At 65.4% G+C, this 17116-nt stretch carries 21 protein-coding genes and 1 pseudogene; 10 read left to right on the top strand and 12 right to left on the bottom strand.

The features are described from left to right. Positions 1-71: 71 nt before the first annotated feature. From ACUXVA_RS26000 to ACUXVA_RS25990, 3 genes are read right to left on the bottom strand one after another with little or no spacing between them, the layout of a single operon-like run. On the bottom strand, positions 72-242 hold the full coding sequence (locus ACUXVA_RS26000) for a hypothetical protein (protein WP_265083027.1): 171 nt from the start codon (positions 240-242) through the stop codon (positions 72-74). Then, positions 214-480, bottom strand: a complete 267-nt coding sequence (locus ACUXVA_RS25995) for a hypothetical protein (protein WP_265083028.1) — start codon at positions 478-480, stop codon at positions 214-216. Before ACUXVA_RS25995 ends, ACUXVA_RS26000 begins: the two co-directional genes overlap by 29 nt. 37 nt (positions 481-517) lie before the next feature. Next, the gene (locus tag ACUXVA_RS25990) at positions 518-799 is read right to left on the bottom strand and encodes a hypothetical protein (RefSeq protein ID WP_445489006.1); all 282 of its coding nucleotides are present in this window, start codon (positions 797-799) and stop codon (positions 518-520) included. A 149-nt stretch (positions 800-948) separates the two neighbouring features. Here ACUXVA_RS25990 and ACUXVA_RS25985 point away from each other — a divergent pair, with 149 nt between their 5' ends. From ACUXVA_RS25985 to ACUXVA_RS25975, 3 genes are all read left to right on the top strand, one after another. Beyond that, positions 949-1290 (top strand): hypothetical protein, encoded by a 342-nt coding sequence (locus tag ACUXVA_RS25985; protein WP_445489004.1) that lies wholly within the window; start codon positions 949-951, stop codon positions 1288-1290. A gap of 133 nt (positions 1291-1423) precedes the next feature. Then, complete coding sequence (locus ACUXVA_RS25980; RefSeq protein ID WP_265083031.1) at positions 1424-1804, top strand: hypothetical protein; 381 nt, start codon at positions 1424-1426, stop codon at positions 1802-1804. 107 nt (positions 1805-1911) lie between these two features. Further along, positions 1912-2064: a hypothetical protein gene (locus tag ACUXVA_RS25975; RefSeq protein WP_445489002.1), complete on the top strand. Its 153-nt coding sequence runs from the start codon at positions 1912-1914 to the stop codon at positions 2062-2064. A gap of 44 nt (positions 2065-2108) precedes the next feature. Here the strand turns inward: ACUXVA_RS25975 and ACUXVA_RS25970 are convergent, their stop codons facing one another. Beyond that, positions 2109-2921: a dienelactone hydrolase family protein gene (locus tag ACUXVA_RS25970; protein ID WP_445493356.1), complete on the bottom strand. Its 813-nt coding sequence runs from the start codon at positions 2919-2921 to the stop codon at positions 2109-2111. A gap of 245 nt (positions 2922-3166) precedes the next feature. Here ACUXVA_RS25970 and ACUXVA_RS25965 point away from each other — a divergent pair, with 245 nt between their 5' ends. Beyond that, positions 3167-3415: a hypothetical protein gene (locus tag ACUXVA_RS25965; RefSeq protein ID WP_445489000.1), complete on the top strand. Its 249-nt coding sequence runs from the start codon at positions 3167-3169 to the stop codon at positions 3413-3415. 19 nt (positions 3416-3434) lie between these two features. Here the strand turns inward: ACUXVA_RS25965 and ACUXVA_RS25960 are convergent, their stop codons facing one another. The 4 genes and pseudogenes from ACUXVA_RS25960 to ACUXVA_RS25945 form a co-directional block, all read right to left on the bottom strand. Then, complete coding sequence (locus ACUXVA_RS25960; protein WP_265083035.1) at positions 3435-3626, bottom strand: hypothetical protein; 192 nt, start codon at positions 3624-3626, stop codon at positions 3435-3437. A 217-nt stretch (positions 3627-3843) separates the two neighbouring features. Continuing rightward, complete coding sequence (locus tag ACUXVA_RS25955) at positions 3844-4467, bottom strand: transglutaminase-like cysteine peptidase (protein WP_445488998.1); 624 nt, start codon at positions 4465-4467, stop codon at positions 3844-3846. A gap of 330 nt (positions 4468-4797) precedes the next feature. After that, positions 4798-5413, bottom strand: a pseudogene (locus ACUXVA_RS25950) (PilZ domain-containing protein). A 98-nt stretch (positions 5414-5511) separates the two neighbouring features. Further along, entirely contained in the window at positions 5512-6069 is a 558-nt protein-coding gene (locus tag ACUXVA_RS25945; RefSeq protein WP_265083037.1) for a PAS domain-containing protein, read from the bottom strand. Between the two features lie 597 nt (positions 6070-6666). Between ACUXVA_RS25945 and ACUXVA_RS25940 the strand changes: the two genes are divergently transcribed. Together ACUXVA_RS25940 and ACUXVA_RS25935 are read left to right on the top strand one after the other, a co-directional pair. Continuing rightward, complete coding sequence (locus ACUXVA_RS25940; protein ID WP_445488996.1) at positions 6667-7404, top strand: rhomboid family intramembrane serine protease; 738 nt, start codon at positions 6667-6669, stop codon at positions 7402-7404. A gap of 209 nt (positions 7405-7613) precedes the next feature. Next, on the top strand, positions 7614-8042 hold the full coding sequence (locus tag ACUXVA_RS25935; protein ID WP_265083038.1) for a CBS domain-containing protein: 429 nt from the start codon (positions 7614-7616) through the stop codon (positions 8040-8042). A 27-nt stretch (positions 8043-8069) separates the two neighbouring features. On the opposite strand, the gene ACUXVA_RS25930 is transcribed toward ACUXVA_RS25935, so the two are convergent. Beyond that, positions 8070-9110, bottom strand: a complete 1041-nt coding sequence (locus tag ACUXVA_RS25930) for a patatin-like phospholipase family protein (protein ID WP_265083039.1) — start codon at positions 9108-9110, stop codon at positions 8070-8072. Between the two features lie 224 nt (positions 9111-9334). Between ACUXVA_RS25930 and ACUXVA_RS25925 the strand changes: the two genes are divergently transcribed. After that, a complete protein-coding gene (locus tag ACUXVA_RS25925) occupies positions 9335-10393 on the top strand; it encodes a hypothetical protein (protein WP_265083649.1) in 1059 nt (352 codons plus the stop codon). Between the two features lie 171 nt (positions 10394-10564). Here the strand turns inward: ACUXVA_RS25925 and ACUXVA_RS25920 are convergent, their stop codons facing one another. Continuing rightward, positions 10565-10906, bottom strand: a complete 342-nt coding sequence (locus ACUXVA_RS25920; protein ID WP_265083040.1) for an ArsR/SmtB family transcription factor — start codon at positions 10904-10906, stop codon at positions 10565-10567. 78 nt (positions 10907-10984) lie between these two features. Between ACUXVA_RS25920 and ACUXVA_RS25915 the strand changes: the two genes are divergently transcribed. Then, positions 10985-11914, top strand: a complete 930-nt coding sequence (locus ACUXVA_RS25915) for an NADH:flavin oxidoreductase/NADH oxidase (RefSeq protein WP_445488992.1) — start codon at positions 10985-10987, stop codon at positions 11912-11914. A 396-nt stretch (positions 11915-12310) separates the two neighbouring features. After that, positions 12311-14818, top strand: coding sequence for a putative bifunctional diguanylate cyclase/phosphodiesterase (locus ACUXVA_RS25910; protein ID WP_445488990.1), 2508 nt, complete (start codon positions 12311-12313; stop codon positions 14816-14818). Between the two features lie 78 nt (positions 14819-14896). Here the strand turns inward: ACUXVA_RS25910 and ACUXVA_RS25905 are convergent, their stop codons facing one another. Next, a complete protein-coding gene (locus tag ACUXVA_RS25905) occupies positions 14897-15460 on the bottom strand; it encodes a nitroreductase family protein (protein WP_445488988.1) in 564 nt (187 codons plus the stop codon). A 198-nt stretch (positions 15461-15658) separates the two neighbouring features. On the opposite strand from ACUXVA_RS25905, the gene ACUXVA_RS25900 reads away from it, so the two are divergent. Then, positions 15659-16597: a 2-hydroxyacid dehydrogenase gene (locus ACUXVA_RS25900; protein WP_445488986.1), complete on the top strand. Its 939-nt coding sequence runs from the start codon at positions 15659-15661 to the stop codon at positions 16595-16597. Between the two features lie 101 nt (positions 16598-16698). On the opposite strand, the gene ACUXVA_RS25895 is transcribed toward ACUXVA_RS25900, so the two are convergent. Next, positions 16699-17106: a hypothetical protein gene (locus ACUXVA_RS25895; protein WP_445488984.1), complete on the bottom strand. Its 408-nt coding sequence runs from the start codon at positions 17104-17106 to the stop codon at positions 16699-16701. Positions 17107-17116 lie beyond the last annotated feature (10 nt).

The raw sequence follows: 17116 nt of genomic DNA, 5'->3' as shown, positions 1-17116 counted from the left end.
GCCGCTCAAACGCGGTGACGCCCGGCACAAGGCCGGGCATCACAGGGGTCGGGCAAGGCCGATGTGTCTGCCTACGTCCCCTCGGATTGGCTGGCTTCGACGGCGCCTGCCACGCTTTCGTGGCCGGCGCTCCACAGCGCGTGTTCCTCGCTGCCGTCCTGATAGGGATTGGCCTCCGCCGGGATATTTTCGGCGGCGGCGCTTTCGCCTTCTTCAAACGGATCTTTTTGCGGATCTGGCATGGCTGCGTTTCCTTGCTGGGCGCGATGACGCCGGGGTGGAGGATATAGCGGATGGACGCTTGCGCGATACGCCTGCGCTCTTGCGCAAGGCGTCCTTCAGGTCGATCGGCACGCCGTGTTTCTTCAGGAGGTCGGCGAAGGCTTCGTCGGCGAGCTCCTGCAAGGTCGCCATGCGATCGCGCCCCAGCTGGGTGAGCTTGTCGCGGGTCTCGTCGTCGAAGTCGATCAGCTTGCGCATGTCGTCATGAAATCCTGCCGTGCGCGGAATGAAAAGACTAGCGCGATGCGGCCTTGCGCCAGCGCGGCTGTTTGCGGGAAGGGTCGAACACCTTCTCCTCATGGCGATGCAGCGCCTGCGCCACGCCGAGCCGCGCAAAGCTGACCGGCCCGGCATGGTCGGCGGCCTCGATCAGCACATGCATGGCGGTCTGCCATTCTCTGGCCTCATGGTCAGCGGGCGACAGGGAGGTGATGTAGGTGCCGGCGTCGCGCAGCGTGCACAGCCGCTGGCCGTTGGCCAATGCGATCGGCTCGCTGAACCGCAGATCCCACGACATGACGCACCCCACGCAACGTAACTATGACTGATACGACCGACTCAAGCGCGCGATGACGCAAAGGTTCCTGCACGATCCCGTCTGCAGGGAGCGATCGATGTCGAGGAACCCGGCTGCCTGTGCAGAGTTACAGCGCAAAGGAGTTTCCCATGCCCACTGCAAGACAAGTCCTGCTAGCCCTAGCCATCCTTCTCACACCCGTCGCCGCGCTCGCCCAGAGCGGTGGAGGCAGTTCGGGCGGCGGATCAGCGGGCTCATCAAGCGCTGGATCGGGTGGCACCGCGACCAGCGGCGCCATGAGCGGCTCCGGCAGCGTCGGCGCCGCTCCCGGCACCAACAGCGCCGGCACGGCCAATGCCACTGGCAGGCCGGGGGCGGGATTGGGGACGGGCGTGTCCGGCGATGGGGCGCCCGCGACCGGCAATGCGGCGGTCGATGCCCAGGACCGGGCCGTCGATCGCAAGGTGAAGAGCATCTGCAAGGGCTGCTGATCCATGGCACGACCGGCCAGTCGCCATGATGTGATCGCGCGGCAGCGGTATCTGCCTATCTTCTGGCTCAAACAGACCACATGAGAAGAGCGCAGGCATCGGAGCGATGCTGGAAGAAACGGAGAGAGCAGCGATGGTTCGTAAAACAGTTCTGGCTCTGATGGCCGTGGCCGCGATGGCGCTGGCGGCGCCGACGGCGGCCTCGGCACGCGGCGGTTTCGGCGGCTTTCATGGAGGCGGCTTTCACGGCGGCGGCTGGCATGGTGGCGGCTGGTACGGTGGTGGCTGGCGTCGCGCCGGGTTCGGTGCCTTGGGTGTAGGCGTCGGTCTCGGCCTTGCGGCGCCTTACGCCTATGGCGGCTATTACGGACCCGGCTATGGCCACGGTTACGGCTATCCGTATTCCTTTGCCGGCTACGGCGGCTACTACGACGAAGGCGGCTGCTATCTCGTCAACCGTCGCATCTGGACACCTTATGGCTGGCGGCTTCGTCGCATCGAGGTGTGCCGCTAACCTCAGCCCTCCACACTAGGCGAACCCGGCTTGCATGCCGGGTCCGCATGGCTGCTCCGTGCCGCCGTTGGTATAGTCGTTGCATCGCGTGACGCATGATGGATGCAGTGAATCTCCCCGAACTGACGCTGCTGTTCCTGGCCACGATCTTTGGGCTGGCGACGGCTTTCATCTGGATGTTCTGCGAGTTGGACCGCCATGTGGCGCGGCGGCGCGCCCTTGTCTTGCGTACGCCGCCTGACAAGTCGCATCGGCGCTGACGGCAACGGCCGGCCATCGCGGCGCGGCCGTTGCGCGCCTTCGACTAGCTCAACACCTTGTATTTCTTCAGCCAGGCCTGCATCTGCAGCCAGGCATCTTCGGCCGCCTCCTTGCGGTAGCTCGGGCGATAGTCGGCATGGAAGCCGTGCGGCGCGCCGGGATAGATCTTGAACTCGGCGGTCTTGCCCGCCGCCGCCAGCGCGGCCTTCAGCGCCTCCACCTGGGCGACCGGGATCCCGGTATCTGCCCCGCCATAGAGACCGAGTACCGGTGCCTTCATCTCCGGCGCCAGCTGGGTCGGGCTCTTTGGCCACAGCGGGTTCGGTGCATCCACCGGCGGGCCGTAGAACGCCACGGCTGCCTTGAGCTCCGTGCTGTGGGCGGCGTATTCCCAGACGTTGCGACCGCCGCGGCAGAAACCGATCATGCCGAGCCGACCGGTGTCGCCGCCATTGGCCTTGGTATAGGCCACGGTGGCATCGAGGTCCGTCAGCAGTTCCGAATCCGGCTTGGAGTTCACCAGCGGGATGAGCTGCGTCATGTCGGTGATCTTGGTGAGATCGACGCCCTTGCGGAAATAGTAGTCCGGCGCGATGGCGAAAGCGCCGAGCTTGGCGAGCCGCCGCGTCACGTCGCGGATATATTCGTGCAGGCCGAAAATCTCCATCGCGACGATCACCACCGGCGGATTGGCGACGCCTTTCGGCCGCGCGAAGTAGCCGGGCATCTCGCCATCGGCCACCTTGATCTTCGCCGTGCCGACGTCGAGGCCGGTGGTGTCGGTGGTGATCACCTCGGCGCGCACCGGGCCGGCGGCCAGCGTGTAGCCGGCCGCGACTGCGGCGGAGGCGGTCATAAAGCCGCGGCGCGAGAACGGCGCGGTTTTGGTCAGTCCGATGATATCGGCGGTCAGGATCGGCTCTGCAGTCATGGGCAACGCTCCAGCATGAGATGGTACGACCATAAGCGTAGCGGCCGCGCGAAACGCAAATCACCAGCGCGCGAGGAACCCACGGCGCGGCTGAACGCTATTTGTGCAGCTGGTTCCGTCGGTTTTTCGGAACGAACCCGTCAGCCCCGCTTTACCCCAGCGATGGCTGCATGGACGGCCATGACCGGGCGGCCCAGCGCCGCCAAACGCTTTTGGACAGACCGATGAACATCCAGGCCGTTGACCGTGCCATCAGCATCTATGAGGCGATTGCGGATCGCACCGAACCGAAGGGCGCGCGTGAGAAGCTCTCGCAGCACCTCGGCAGGCTCTACGTTAACGGCGAGCACGACCATCATCGCCTCACCGTTCGCGGCCTGTCGTTCCTCCGCGATTTTGATCGCAATCGAAACGCCTGACCGTCGCGATTGCTGACGGCTAAGTACTCCGGGCGGCGCGCTGTTTCCGCAGCGATTTTCTTCGCATGATCTTCGCCTTGGCGGCCTGCACCGAATCCGCCCGCGACGGTTCCGGGCGTGGCTGTGCCGGTCCGCTCGGCTCATCGCCTGCAACCGGCATCAGCGGCATCATCGCGATACCCGGCACCAGCTTTTGCGGCTGCAGGCCCATTGGTCGCTCAGTTTTCGGTGGAGTCTTGCTCATCATCATTCAACGCGATCAGGCGCCGAATGTTCAGCGTTGAAGCCCCCGGGATGATCCTGAGTCAAATCAGTCTCAAACGTAGTTGCGGCCAGCTTCTGGGGGAGAAGCTGGCCGCGCGCGATCCGGTCTGGGACGGAGAGGGGTGGGAATGTGACCGGGTCGCGTGTCTCCGAATTCTGTTGCGCTAGTGCCCGCGGGCGCTGGCCGTTGCCACTGCCGGGCGGGAGTCGCCGAGGGAGACCCACACATTGGGGTCGCTCTGCGACTGCCGCTTGACGAAGCGATAGCCGGTCTCCGTCCAGGCAACGACGTTTTCATTCTGGTTGTCGAGAACGAATTCGCCCTTGTCGGTCTTCACCGTCAGCACGGCGTGGCCTTCGCCCTTCTTGTCGCGCACCACGGTGATCAGCAGTGCCTCGCGTGGCCAGCCCGCATCTATCAGCATCTTGCGCTTCAAGAGCACATAGTCCTCGCAGTCGCCGTAGCCATCCGTCGGCAGCGACCACTTCTCGATCACGCCCCAATGATCCATGTCGGTCAGCGGCTTGACGGTCTCGTTGACCCAGTGGTTGACCCGCAGCAGGTCCTTCCACGCGGTCTGGGTGATAACGATGTCGCGTGCCTGGGTCGCGCCGCCGCGGCAATCGCCGGGATTGTCCGCGCAGAATTCGACCCAGCCGATCGGTGCACGCGTGCTGTCGCCCAGGCTTGCATAAAGCCGTTCGTCGCCTGCATGTGCCGTCGTCGCTATTCCCAACAGGACGGCGGCTATTGCCATTCCCGTCCGACGCCCCTTGCTACCAAACATTGTGGCCCCCGTTTCTTGTTGGGACCATGTTTTGCACAGAGGCTTTGCGGCGCCGCTAAATCGAGCGACTACAATTGAAGCGAATGCCGGCCAAAGACAGCACGATTTCGAAACTATAGTTGGGCGCGCTTCGATTCAGATTGTCGCTGTCGGAATTCGATTCAAATTTTACGGATTAACCGTTGTGCCGCGCAAAACCGCGGTTTCGGCGCCGCATTGCCGCCGGCGTTAACCGCTTGGACCGTCGCGAAACGCCCGCACGGCGGTATCCGCCGATGCGGATAGCGCCTGTGTCTGCCGGTAAAAGAGAGGGTTGGGAGGGCCGGCCGTTTACCGGACGTTGACGCTGTCTTCGAGTGTCTCGGCGGGCTGCTGGTGGACGAACTCCAGCGCGACGCCGTCTTCGAGGTTTCTCACCACGCGCGACTTCACCGCGCCGAGCGTCACCATCGAGTTCAGCGGCGGGCGCCTCTCCGCGGAGATGGCGGCGCCCGACAGCGACAGATCGATGATGCGGCAGTTCATGCGGCTGCCGTCCTCGAGGGTGAGCAGCGCGATCGGATTGCGCGGCACGATGCGATCGTGGCGGCGGTCTTCCGGCAGGTTGAGGATGTCACGGTTGGCCAGCCAGGTCAGGCTGTGCGGCCAGCTTGTCGCGCTTGCGCGGCGTGGCGCCCACGCTCATGGCAAAGCCGTTGTCGATAATGCGGGTGACCTTGCCCTCGACCCGGCCGATATGGTCGAGATAGGCGATCACGCGATCGCCGATATTGCCGATGCCGGGTCCCAGCAGCGCCAGGCCGCCGGGCGACATGTTGATGACCTGGCAGGGAAACTCGCGGCGGTCGGGCAGCATGTAGCGGCCCAGCAGATGAACCTTCACGCGCTGGAAGCGCCGCCGCTCTTCGGCGCCGGGAATAATGGATTGTTTGTGGGCGAACGCCATCAGTGCCGTGCCGGTCCAGCGGGTCGAGGTGACCAAACCCTACGGTTGTCAGGGTTAATGCCCCGTTAGCGGTCGCTCGCCCAGCGGGTGCGCCGGCGTCAGCGCAGCCCCTCATAGACCATCAGCCCGCGCGCGGCCTGCCAGCGGCGCAGCGCGCGCGGCACGAAGCGCTGCGGCGGGTGCGCCAGGTAGCGGAACGAGGTGAGCTGGAATTCGCCGAGCCGGCCGTGGGTCTCGCTGAGCGGCGCCAGCAGGCCGGTGAGGCTAATCGGGGTGTGGGCGCGGGTGCTGAACGGCAGCAGCAGCAATTCCAGATGCGCCCTGGCGCCGAATTCGGTGGTCGCGGTGACGCCGGCGACCGCCACCAGCAGCTCCTCGGCGACGACGGTGATGATGTCCTCGATCTCGGAACGGCTTTCCGCGTTGAACAGCGCCGGAAAGGCATCGCCCTTGAGATCTCGCGCCAGCAGGGCGCAGACCCGTGTGCCGGCGACGCGGACCGGAAAGCCGCCGTCCTTGTCATAGGACAGCACGAAGATGTCGCCGAGCAGCTCGCGCACCGGGCCGGGCTCGATCTCGCTGCGGTCCGGCGCGCGATTGACGCCGCGCTTCTCGTCCCAATAGGCAAAGAATTCGCGACTCGATGGATGTTTCATTCACTCAGTCCCGACTTGCACGCGGCCCTTCGGGGACACTTCTGTCCCGTTATCGGGCGTCGCGTGCCCCTCAATTGTTGTGCAAGAGGGGCTTTGCAGCGTCCATGCCGGAGCCGGGACTTTGCCGCTGCGCGCCGGGGGATCTCGATGTTAAGGTTAAATTAACGACGGATCTTAAGCTGTTGTTAGGGTTCGGGCGCCGGCGCGGCGGCCGTTAACCCTCGATTAACGATGTGCTTGGCGTGGCAGCGCAATCCGGTAGGTTGCGGCCATTCCATGGCGCTGCGGGCTTTCTCAGGGCTCGCAGGGCACACGATGACAGGGTGGCTAAAAACAGGTTTGGTCGTCGTGCGGGCAGGGTGGGACAAGCGGCAATCCGCTGTCCCCGTCATCCGCCCGCGCGAAAAGGCCGGTCCAGTCAAAGGGAGAGCGTTCGCAACGCTCTCCCTTTTTCTGTTTTTCACCGCGCGATGCGGTTCTGCAGCGATCCTGCGCTTGCGCCGCCCGGCCAAAGCCGCCTATTTGGGCCGATCGCTCGCATCAGCACCCTGATAGGTCTTTGATTTTGGACTCCCCGCTCCCCCGCGTGAACCGATATTGACCCTGCCGGGCGCACTGACCGCCTATGTCGCCTTGCTGGCGATCATTCACGGCGTGCGCGCGCTGCTGCCGCTCGATCTCGACGACCTCGTGCTCGAACTGTTCGCCTTCATCCCGAAGCGTTACGACCAGACCCTGCTGGCGATGCCGTTTGCCGGCGGCACGCCCGCCAAGATCTGGACCTTCGTCAGCTACTCGCTGCTGCATGCCAATCTCAGCCATATCGGCTTCAACGTGCTGTGGCTGTTGCCGTTCGGCAGCGCGCTGGCGCGCCGCTTCGGCGCGGTCAGGTTCTTCCTGTTCATGGCGGTAACCGCTGCGGCCGGCGCGGCGGCCCATCTGCTCACGCATGAGCACGCGCTGGCGCCGATGATCGGCGCCTCCGCCTCGGTGTCCGGGGCGATGGCGGCGGCGATCCGCTTTGCCTTTGTGCGCGGCAGCTTCCTGTCGTTCAACCGCGGCGACGCCGACGAGGCCGCGCGGGTGCCGGCGCTGCCGTTGCTGCGCTCGCTGCGCGATCCGCGCGTGCTGGCATTTCTCGCGATCTGGTTCGGTACCAACATCATCTTCGGCGTCGGATCGATCGCCATCGGCGCCGAAGGCGCCAGCGTCGCCTGGCAGGCGCATATCGGCGGCTTCTTCGCAGGCCTGTTGCTGTTCTCGCTGTTCGATCCGATTCCGCGCCTGCCGCGCGAATTCGATGCGCCGTCGTCCGACCTGGCGGAACCGCACTGACGGCCTGCCGCCTTGCGGGGGCTGCTGATTTCATTCATCATCGCCCGGTCAGGCAAATCACGCTTGCGGCGTGACCCGCGCAAACGCAGGTTTGAGGCGACGCGGAGATTGTCGGCTTGCGGCCTGAACGGCATCGACGCTGTATCTTGACGACTCAAGAATGAATGACCGCGCCCGCTCAAGGGCATGGCTGAATCCCGGAGGCGACAATGACGGTACGTGCAATTCTCGACACCAAAGGCCATCAGATCATCAGCGTCACGCCCGACGCGAAGCTCGCCGCGGCCGTGAAGCTTTTGTCGGAACGGCGGATCGGCGCGGTGCTGGTGATCGCGGATCGGCACATCGACGGCATCCTGTCCGAGCGCGATATCGTGCGGGTGATCGGCGAGCGCGGCGCCGCGGCGCTCGACGAGACCGTCGGCGCAGTGATGACGCGCAAGGTTATCCACTGCAAGCCGTCCGACACCGTCGCCTCGATCATGGAACAGATGACCTCGGGAAAATTCCGCCACCTGCCGGTGCTCGACGGCGACAAGATTGTCGGCCTGATCTCCATCGGCGACGTCGTCAAATGGCGCGTGCACGAGTTCGAGACCGAACAGGAAGCGCTGCGCGACTACATCAAGACGGCCTGACCGCCGGCGCGTGCCGTCGGCTGGAGGCTAGCGTTGCGCCACCGGTGCCGGCTCGATGACCACGGCGTCGGGCGTGTCGGGCGCCAGCATCTCGATGGCTTCCTGGATCGAGTCGATGGCGCGTTCGGTGGCACGGGCCCCGTGCGCAATCAGGTCCTCGGCGCGGTGAAAGTCGAACCAGCCGATCTTGCCGACGCGCGGCGCGATCAGGAGGTCCGGCGGATCGCCGGCCAGCCGCGCCCGTGTGATGCGGTCCTGCATGATGTTGAAGGCGTCGACCATGACCGAGGAAATACCGGGCCGGCCGCCGCCGCCGAAGAATTCGCGCTTCATGGTGCGCTCGGCCGAAAAGAACTTGCCGAAGCCGCGTTTCGGCGCGGCGACTTCGATATCCGGCTCGACGGCCTCGGCCCCGCTGCCATGCGAAAAGATTGTCGTGCTGTGGCCGAACACGTCGTTGCTGAGATTGGCGGCGATGACGATCTCCGCGCCGAGCGCGCGCGCGGCCGAGACCGGCACCGGGTTGACCAGCGCGCCGTCCACCAGCCAGCGGTCGCCCACCAGCACCGGCGAGAAGATGCCGGGCAAGGCGTAGGAGGCGCGCATGGCGTCGACCAGCCGGCCATGGGTCAGCCAGATCTCGTGGCCGGTGCGGACTTCGGTGGCGACGCTGGCGAACTTCAGCGGCAGGTCCTCGATCACGGTCTGGCCGAGCGAGGCCTCGAGCTGCGCGGCGAGCTTGTTGCCGCCGATCAGGCCGGAGCCGTTCAGCCGGATATCGAGATAGCTGAGGATGTTGCGCGGCTGCAGGCTGCGCGCCCATTCTTCCAGGGTGTCGAGATGACCCGCGGCATAGGAACCGCCGACCACGGCGCCGATCGACGTGCCGACAACCACATTGGGAACGATGCCATGGGCCAGGAGCGTACGGAGCACGCCGATATGGGCGAAGCCGCGGGCCGCGCCGCCGCCCAGGGCCAGTCCGATCACCGGGCGCCGGACGCTGCCCAGGCCGGGCTTGTCGCGGCCGTTCGCACCATTCTGGCGCCCCATCAAACTCTCCAGCACCACATCACTCCTCGAGGACAGGCCTCATGCTACCGAGCTTGGCAAGGTCGGACCAGCGGTCCGCTATTCATGATGGATGCCATATTCGCCGGGATAGGCAGAAATTATGACTGCACCGCGACCCTCCGCTGCAATGCAACAGATTTATGTGAATTTCGCTGCCGGATCGGGGACGGCGTTCATCATGGCTTGAATTTGCCGCGTTTTCAGTGAAAGGCATGACCATGATTGCATGGGGCCAGGGCGCAGACAGATCCAGGCGGGGCGGACGCTTGGCGTTTGCCTTGACGCTGGCCTTGCTGGCTGCCGTCCCGCATGCCGCTTATGCCCAGTTTTTCAGCGATCGTCCGCCGCCGGTCCCGCCGGGTCTGGTTCCCGACGTGCCGTCCGGTCCGGCCATCAGCCTGGCGCCGCCATCGGGGCCGGCCGCCGCGCCGAGCCTGCCGGCGCCGCTGACCCAGCCGCCGATGGCGGCAGTCGCCCCGCCGGTGCCGTCGCCGCTGCCGGCGGCGCCCTCGGCGCCGGGGCAGGGCGTGCTGTCGCTGACGGCACGCTACGGCAAAGATCTGCCGGTCATCGCCAACGGGCTGGTGTGGCGGGTCTATTCCGACCGCCCCGACGAAAGCGGCGCGTTCAAGCTGATCCGTGAGGATCGCGGCGCCACGCCCAACATCGTGCTGCCGCCGGGCAGCTACGTGGTTCACGTCGCGCTCGGCCTGGTCAGCGCGGTCAGGCCGGTGACGATCAAGTCGGACACCGATCGCGAGGCCTTCGTGCTGCCCGCCGGCGGATTGCGTATCGAGGGCCGCGTCGGCACCTCGAAGATTCCGCAGAATCAGATCTCCTTCAGCATCTTCAAGGGCAGCCAGTTCGAGGCCGGCGAGCGCGCGCCGCTGCTGCCGAACGTGGCCGCGGGCGACGTGGTCCTGCTGCAGGAGGGCACCTACTACATCGTGTCCAACTATGGCGACGCCAACTCGACCGTGCGCTCCGACATCCGAGTGCAGGCGAGCAAGCTGACCGACGTCGTCATCACCCATCGCGCCGCGGTGATCACCTTGAAACTGGTCAGCGACAAGGGCGGCGAGGCGCTGGCCAACACCGCGTGGTCAGTGATCACGCCGGCCGGCGACGTGATCAAGGAATCCATCGGCGCGTTCCCGCGCGTGGTGCTGTCGGAAGGCGAGTACCGTGCCATCGCCAAGAACGAAGGCAAGGTGTTCGAGCGCCCCTTCAAGGTCGTCAACGGAGTCGACGGCGAGATCGAGGTCGTCGCGCGGTAGCGACAGGCTCGGTCATTCCGGGGTGCCGACCGCGTTAGTCGCACGCCAACCCGGAATCTCGACAAGTTCATCGAAAGATCCTGGGATTTCCCGCCGCCTCAACCGGAGTGGCTGAGGTTCGCTCGGGCTGCGCCGTCGCGCCTCGGAACGACGAATCTTGCCGCCGCACCTTTATTTTTTGGCCACGCGCTTCACCGGCAAAACCCCGCGTACTTCGTCAGCCGCAAGAACCGCCTTCAGCAGGCCGGGAAACCGCTTCTCGATCTCTGCCTTGCGCAAATCGTTCATGTGGGCGGGCCCGTCCGTCCGTGTGCGCACCAGGCCTGCCTCACGCAACACGCGAAAATGATGGGACATGCTGGATTTCGGCCGTCCGCCATCCAGCGTCGAGCAGGTGGCTTCACCGGCATTTGCCAATTGGCGCACCACGCCGAGGCGCACGGGGTCGCTGAGGGCGTAGAGGACCTGGCTGAGGGCCACTTCGTCCAAATCGGGATGATGAATTGCGCGCATCCGCCATTCTTCGCACATCCTTGACTCAGTTTCAATATTCGATAATACTCGAACTACCGTAGTTGGACCGGTTGGGCTTTGCTCTCGGTCATTTCCTTGGAGCAGCTCCTGCCATCCTTGTTCACCCCGTTCGCGTTGAAGGACGTAACCCTGCGAAACCGAATCGTGGTGTCGCCCATGTGCCAGTATTCGGCCGACGATGGCGTCATCAACGACTGGCATGCGGTGCATCTGGCAGGCCTGGCGCGCGGCGGCGCCGCGCTGGTGATCGCCGAAGCGACCGCCGTTTCTCCGGAGGGACGCATTACCCCCGGCTGCGCCGGAATCTGGACCGATGCACAAGGCGATGCCTGGAGCAGGGCCGTCGCCGGGATCAAGGCGGCGGGGGCCATCGCAGGAATCCAGATCGGCCATGCCGGCCGCAAGGCCAGCGCCAACCGGCCGTGGGAAGGTGACGATCACATCGCTGCCAATGATGCTCGCGGCTGGGAAACCATCGCGCCGTCGGCCGTCGCCTTCGGCGCCAATCTGCCAAAAGTGCCGCGCGCCATGACCATCGCCGATATCGAGCGCGTGAAGGGCGATTTCGTTGCGGCTGCGCAGCGCGCCCGCACCGCCGGCTTCGAATGGCTGGAACTACACTTCGCCCACGGCTACCTCGCCCAGAGTTTTCATTCGACCTGGTCGAACAAGCGCGAAGATGCCTATGGCGGCGATTTCGAGGGGCGCGCCAAATTCCTGCTCGAAACCCTGGCTGCGGTTCGAAAAGTGTGGCCGGAAAACCTGCCGCTGGCGGCGCGTTTCGGTGTCACCGAATTCGATGGCTCTGATGATCTCGAGGCCGGCATCGAGATGGTCCGGCGTTTCAAGGCTGCGGGCCTTGATATCATCGACGTCAGCGTCGGCTTCTCCACGCCGACGGCGAAGATCCCTTGGGGGCCGGCTTTCATGGCGCCTGTTGCGGAACGCATCCGCGGGGAGGTCGGGATTCCCGCGACCACCAGCTAGTTTATCAGCGAACCTGCTCAGGCCAACGCCCTGATCGCCGATGACAAGGTCGATCTGGTTTCGCTCGGCCGCCCGCTGCTCGCAAACCCGCATTGGCCATATCGGGCGGCCATCGAGTTGGGAGTCGAAAAGGCTGCGTGGACGCTTCCGGCGCCTTACGCACACTGGCTGGAGCGCTACCGGACTTAGCGACGGCGCACAATGCCACATGCATTGTTATTCCGGGTTCGTGCGCAGGTTGCGCTGCGCGCCCGGAATGACATGCCGCTTGTCACGTCGCCGTCATAGTCCTGAATCCGCCCTAACCATCGCATGACTTTAAAAGTTCATAATGCGCGATTGGGCGCTGCGACGCCGGAACGTTTACATCCCCTTAAGGAGCCTCACCCGATTACCATGCTTGAGCGCAAGTATTCGGAAAGGGACGTCGTGATCGCGGCCAGAAAACTATCCGGGATATCAGACGCGAAGTTGCTGGGTGACATTCCGGTGCTGCAACGCAAATGGCATGCCGCGGTTCGCCCGGGGCAGAGCTTGCCCGGCTATGAAGAAGTGATGCTGGGCAGCCTCGGGCGCCTCGCCGATCATATCGTGCTGCTGGTTGGCGACGCCGCGTCGCTGCGGGTGTCGCGCAGCGGCCGTTACGTGCAGCAGTGGCTCGGCGACGAGCGCTGGGATATTCCGCTGGATGGCTTGTCGCCGGATTGCGCCACGGCGCTGGCGGAAGCGGCCTCCTGCGCCTTGCAGACCAGGCGGCCGCATGTGTCCTCCGTGCATTGCGTCCGTGACGGGCTGGTGCAGACCTATGAGATCCTTGCGCTGCCGACCTCGTCGCGCTGGGGCGGTACGCTGATCGGCGTCTATGTCAACGAGCACGGGCCGCGCTACAATCTGGTCGACGCGATTTTCTCGGCCACCAATGAGGGCATCGTCACGCTCGCGGCGATCCGCAATTCGGCCAGCGAAGCGTTCGATTTCCAGATCGTGCATCTCAACGATGGCGCGGCACGGCTGCTGAAGGCGCCGTCCACCGGGCTGCAATGGCGCAGGCTGAGCGCCGGCGGTCACGCGCTGTGTCTGCCGAATGTCGTGCGATGGCTGCTGTCGATGATTTCGCGCGGCGAAAGCGACCAGCTCGAGCTCGACAGCGGCGACCGCAACCTGCGGCTCAGCGCCACCGGCTTTGGCGATCTCGTGTCGTTGACGATTTCCGACGTCACCGACATCAAGCGTCGCGAAGAATCGTTCCGGCTGCTGTTCGACGCCAATCCGATGCCGATGTGGGTGTTCGATGCCGAGACGATGAACTTCTGCGGCGTCAACGACGCCGCGGTCGCGCATTACGGCTATGACCGCGCCACCTTCCTTACCATGCAGTTGCGGCAGATCTGGCCGGAGGACGAATGGGACGTGCACACCCGGTCCCTGCAGGAGGTCGGCGATGCCTATCAGTCGGAGCGCATCTGGCGGCATCTCAAGGCCGATGGCAGCGAGATCCAGGTGCTGACCTATGGCCGCCGGGTGTCGTTCGACGGCCGCGACGGCTTTCTGGTCGCGATCGTGGATATCACCGAGCGTCGCAAGGCGGAGGCCCGCGTCGCGCATATGGCGCACCATGACGGCCTCACCGGCCTCGCCAATCGCGTGATGTATCAGGAGCGTTTGAATCAGGCGTTGCTGCAGGTCGGGCAGGGCACCGAGGGTGGCGTCGCGGTGTTGTGCATCGACCTCGACCTGTTCAAGAACGTCAACGACTCCTTCGGCCATCCGATGGGCGACCGGTTGCTGACCATGGTCGCCGCGCGCATGCGCGCCAACGTGCGCAGCACCGATCTGGTGGCGCGGCTCGGCGGCGACGAGTTCGCCATCGTGCTGGCCGGCGAGATCGCGCCCAACGACGCCAACGACTTTGCGCTCCGCCTGATTCATACGCTGAGCGAGCCCTACGACATGGACGGCATCGAGATCGTGATCGGCGCCAGCGTCGGCATCGCATTGTCGCCGGGCGACGGCGACAACAGCGAGGAGCTGATGCGCAACGCCGACATGGCGCTGTACCGCGCCAAGAACGACGGTGGCGGCGTGCATCATTTCTTCGAGCGGGAAATGGATCTGCAGGCGCAGAAACGCCGCGACATGGAGATCGACCTGCGGCGCGCCTTCGCCAACGGCGAATTCGAATTGCACTACCAGCCGCTGGTGGATCTCGCCGCCGACCGCATCACCGGCTTCGAGGCGTTGCTGCGCTGGAAGCATCCCGAGAAGGGCATGATCTCGCCGGCGGATTTCATCCCGGTGGCCGAGGATATCGGGCTGATCGTCACACTGGGCGAATGGGTGTTGCGCAAGGCCTGCGTCGAGGCGGCGAAGTGGCCGGACGATATCAAGATCGCGGTGAACCTTTCGCCGGTCCAGTTCCGCAACCGCAATCTGGTGCAGGTGGTGGTGTCCGCGCTGGCCTATTCCGGCCTGTCGCCGCTGCGGCTGGAGCTGGAGATCACCGAGTCGTTGTTCCTCGCCGAGACCGAGGCCAATCTGGCGATCCTGCACCAGTTGCGCGCGCTCGGCGTGCGCATCTCGATGGACGATTTCGGCACCGGCTATTCCAGCTTGAGCTATCTGCGCAGCTTCCCGTTCGACAAGATCAAGATCGACCGCTCCTTCATCAAGGATCTGGTCGGGCGCCCGGACTGCGTGGCCATCGTGCGCGCGATCTCCGGCCTCGGCCGCAGCCTCAACATCGTCACCACAGCCGAAGGCGTCGAGACCGTCGATCAGCTCGACTGGCTGCGCGCCGAGGGCTGCAACGAGGTGCAGGGTTTTCTGTTCAGTCCCGCGCGGCCAGCGTCGGAGATCGAGCAACTGCTGCTGAAATTCGGCGTCGGCGCGTCGAAGGCGGCGTAGGGCTCTTTCACCCGTCCCCGCCGCGCGAAGCGAAGCTTCGCCAGGCGGGGAGAGGTGAAGGTCAAGCGGGTGTCAGCCTCAAAACCGCGTCACAATCTCCGCCAGCGCGGGGCGCGGGCGATCCTCGCTGGGCTTGGTGGCGGTGCCGATATGGATGAAGCCGGCGAGCTTTTCCTCCGGTTTCAGCCCGAGCCCTTCGAGCGCGTCGCGATCGAAGGCGTACCAGCCGGTCAGCCAGTTGGCGCCGTAGCCGAGCGCAGTGGCGGCGCTGACGATGTTCATGCAGCCGGCGCCGGCCGACAGTTCCTGCTCCCAGGCCGGCACCTTCGGATGCGGCTTGGTCAGGCTCACCACGGCGATTACCAGCGGCGCCTCCAGCAGGCGGCGCTTCTCTGCCTCGATATCGGCCACCGGCGCATCGGGATGGTGGCGCGCGAACACCGCGGCGATCACGTCTCCGGCGCGGGCGCGGGCGTCGCCCTCGAACACGATAAAGCGCCACGGCGTCAGCTTGCCGTGATCCGGCACCCGCGCGCCGATGGTCAGAATGCTGTCGAGTTCGGCCGGCGAGGGGCCGGGGCCGCTCATCTCGCGCGGCTTGACGGAGCGGCGGGTCTTCAGGAATTCGATGGTGTCGGGCATGGCAATGTCTCGCGTTGAAAGGCTCTGGCCGGTCGTTACCACGCGATGCCGTCCGCCACGAGGCAAACCGCGCGCATTTAGACCGATTGTGGCTGCCGGAAAATTTGAGCGCAACGCTGCAATGCAGATCGCCCGCTTGCGGGAGGGGTGGTGGGCCATCGATAAACGGTGAAAGCTCACCCCGGCGGACTGTCCCCGATGCCATGCGAACTTCTGGTTCTGGTCGAGCTGACGCCTGACACCACGGCGCGGTTCGTGGCTGAGGGCTTTGCGCTGCATGTGGCGACGACGCCGGCCGAGCGGGCCGCGAAGATCGCCGATCCCGCCGCGCATATCCGCGCCGTGCTGACCAACGGTACGCTCGGACTTTCCGCCGACGAGATCGCGGCGCTGCGGCAGCTCGAGATCGTCTGTGCGCTTGGCGCCGGCTACGAGAACATCGATGTGGCTGCGGCGCGGGCGCGCGGCATCGTCGTCACCAACGGCGCCGGCACCAATGACGTGACCGTTGCGGACCATGCGATGGCGCTGTTGCTGGCGGTCGCGCGCGGCATTCCACAGGCGGATGCGTGCGTGCGTCAGGGCGACTTCGGGCGTTCCTCCTACCGGCAGCCGATGATCTTCGGCAAGAAACTGGGCATTCTCGGCCTCGGCCAGATCGGCATGCAGATCGCCCGCAGGGCGCATCTCGGCTTTGATATGCCGGTCGGCTACCACACCCGCACGATGCGATCCGACATCTCGTATCTCTATCATCCAACGCCGGAGGCGCTGGCCGAATGGGCCGATTTCCTGGTGGTCGCCACGCCGGGAGGCGGCGCAACGCGGCACCTAGTCGACGCGTCGGTGTTGAAGGCGCTCGGCCCCGGCGGCTACATGGTGAACATCGCGCGCGGCAGTGTCGTCGACACCGCCGCGCTGATCGACGCCCTGAAAGCCGACACGATCGCAGGCGCCGCGCTCGACGTGGTGGAGGGCGAACCCGATGTCCCGGCGGCACTGGTCGCGCTGTCCAACGTGATCTTCACCCCGCATGTGGCCGGCCGTTCCCCCGAAGCGATCGCTGCGACCGCCGCGCTCGCGCTGAAAAATCTCGCGGCGCATTTCTCCGGCAAGCCGGTGCCGACGGCGGTGTAACCGTCGGCCTGGAGATGACGCAGGCTTCAGCGGTCGTTCACCCCGAGGATCTCGACCGGCCTCCACGCGGCCCTTTGCCGGATCGGTAGCGATTGCGAGGCTCAGGGTTTTCGAGCCGTTGCCGGCGCCACGGCGCGCGCTGCGGCCGGGCTGCAGTTGATCGAGCCGATGACGTTGGGGCCATACTGGACAAAACCGGTCGCAGTGGTTGGCGAATGCGGCGCCGAGATCGGCAGATAGAGATAGCAAACCGTGCCGTCGACGGGATCGCGCAGCCGCTGGATCACGGTGTCCTGCAGCGGCCCGGCGAATTGCCGCTCGAGGATCATCTTCGGCAGGTTGCTCCACTCCGCCGATTGCGGAAACGGTTTTGCGGGCGGAGCTGGCGCGGCTTGCGGCGCAGCGGGCGGCGGCGCCGGCTGTTGCTGCGCGAGCGCCGGTTGCGAAGCCGCCGCGACGATGACGGCCATGGCGAAAGCGCGCGCACTGCAGGAGTGAAAACCAGTCATGCGCGATCCG

It is taken from the genome of Rhodopseudomonas sp. RCAM05734, assembly GCF_052658035.1.
The sequence above is the reverse complement of the archived record's forward strand: the minus strand, read 5'-3'. Positions and strand labels throughout refer to the sequence as shown.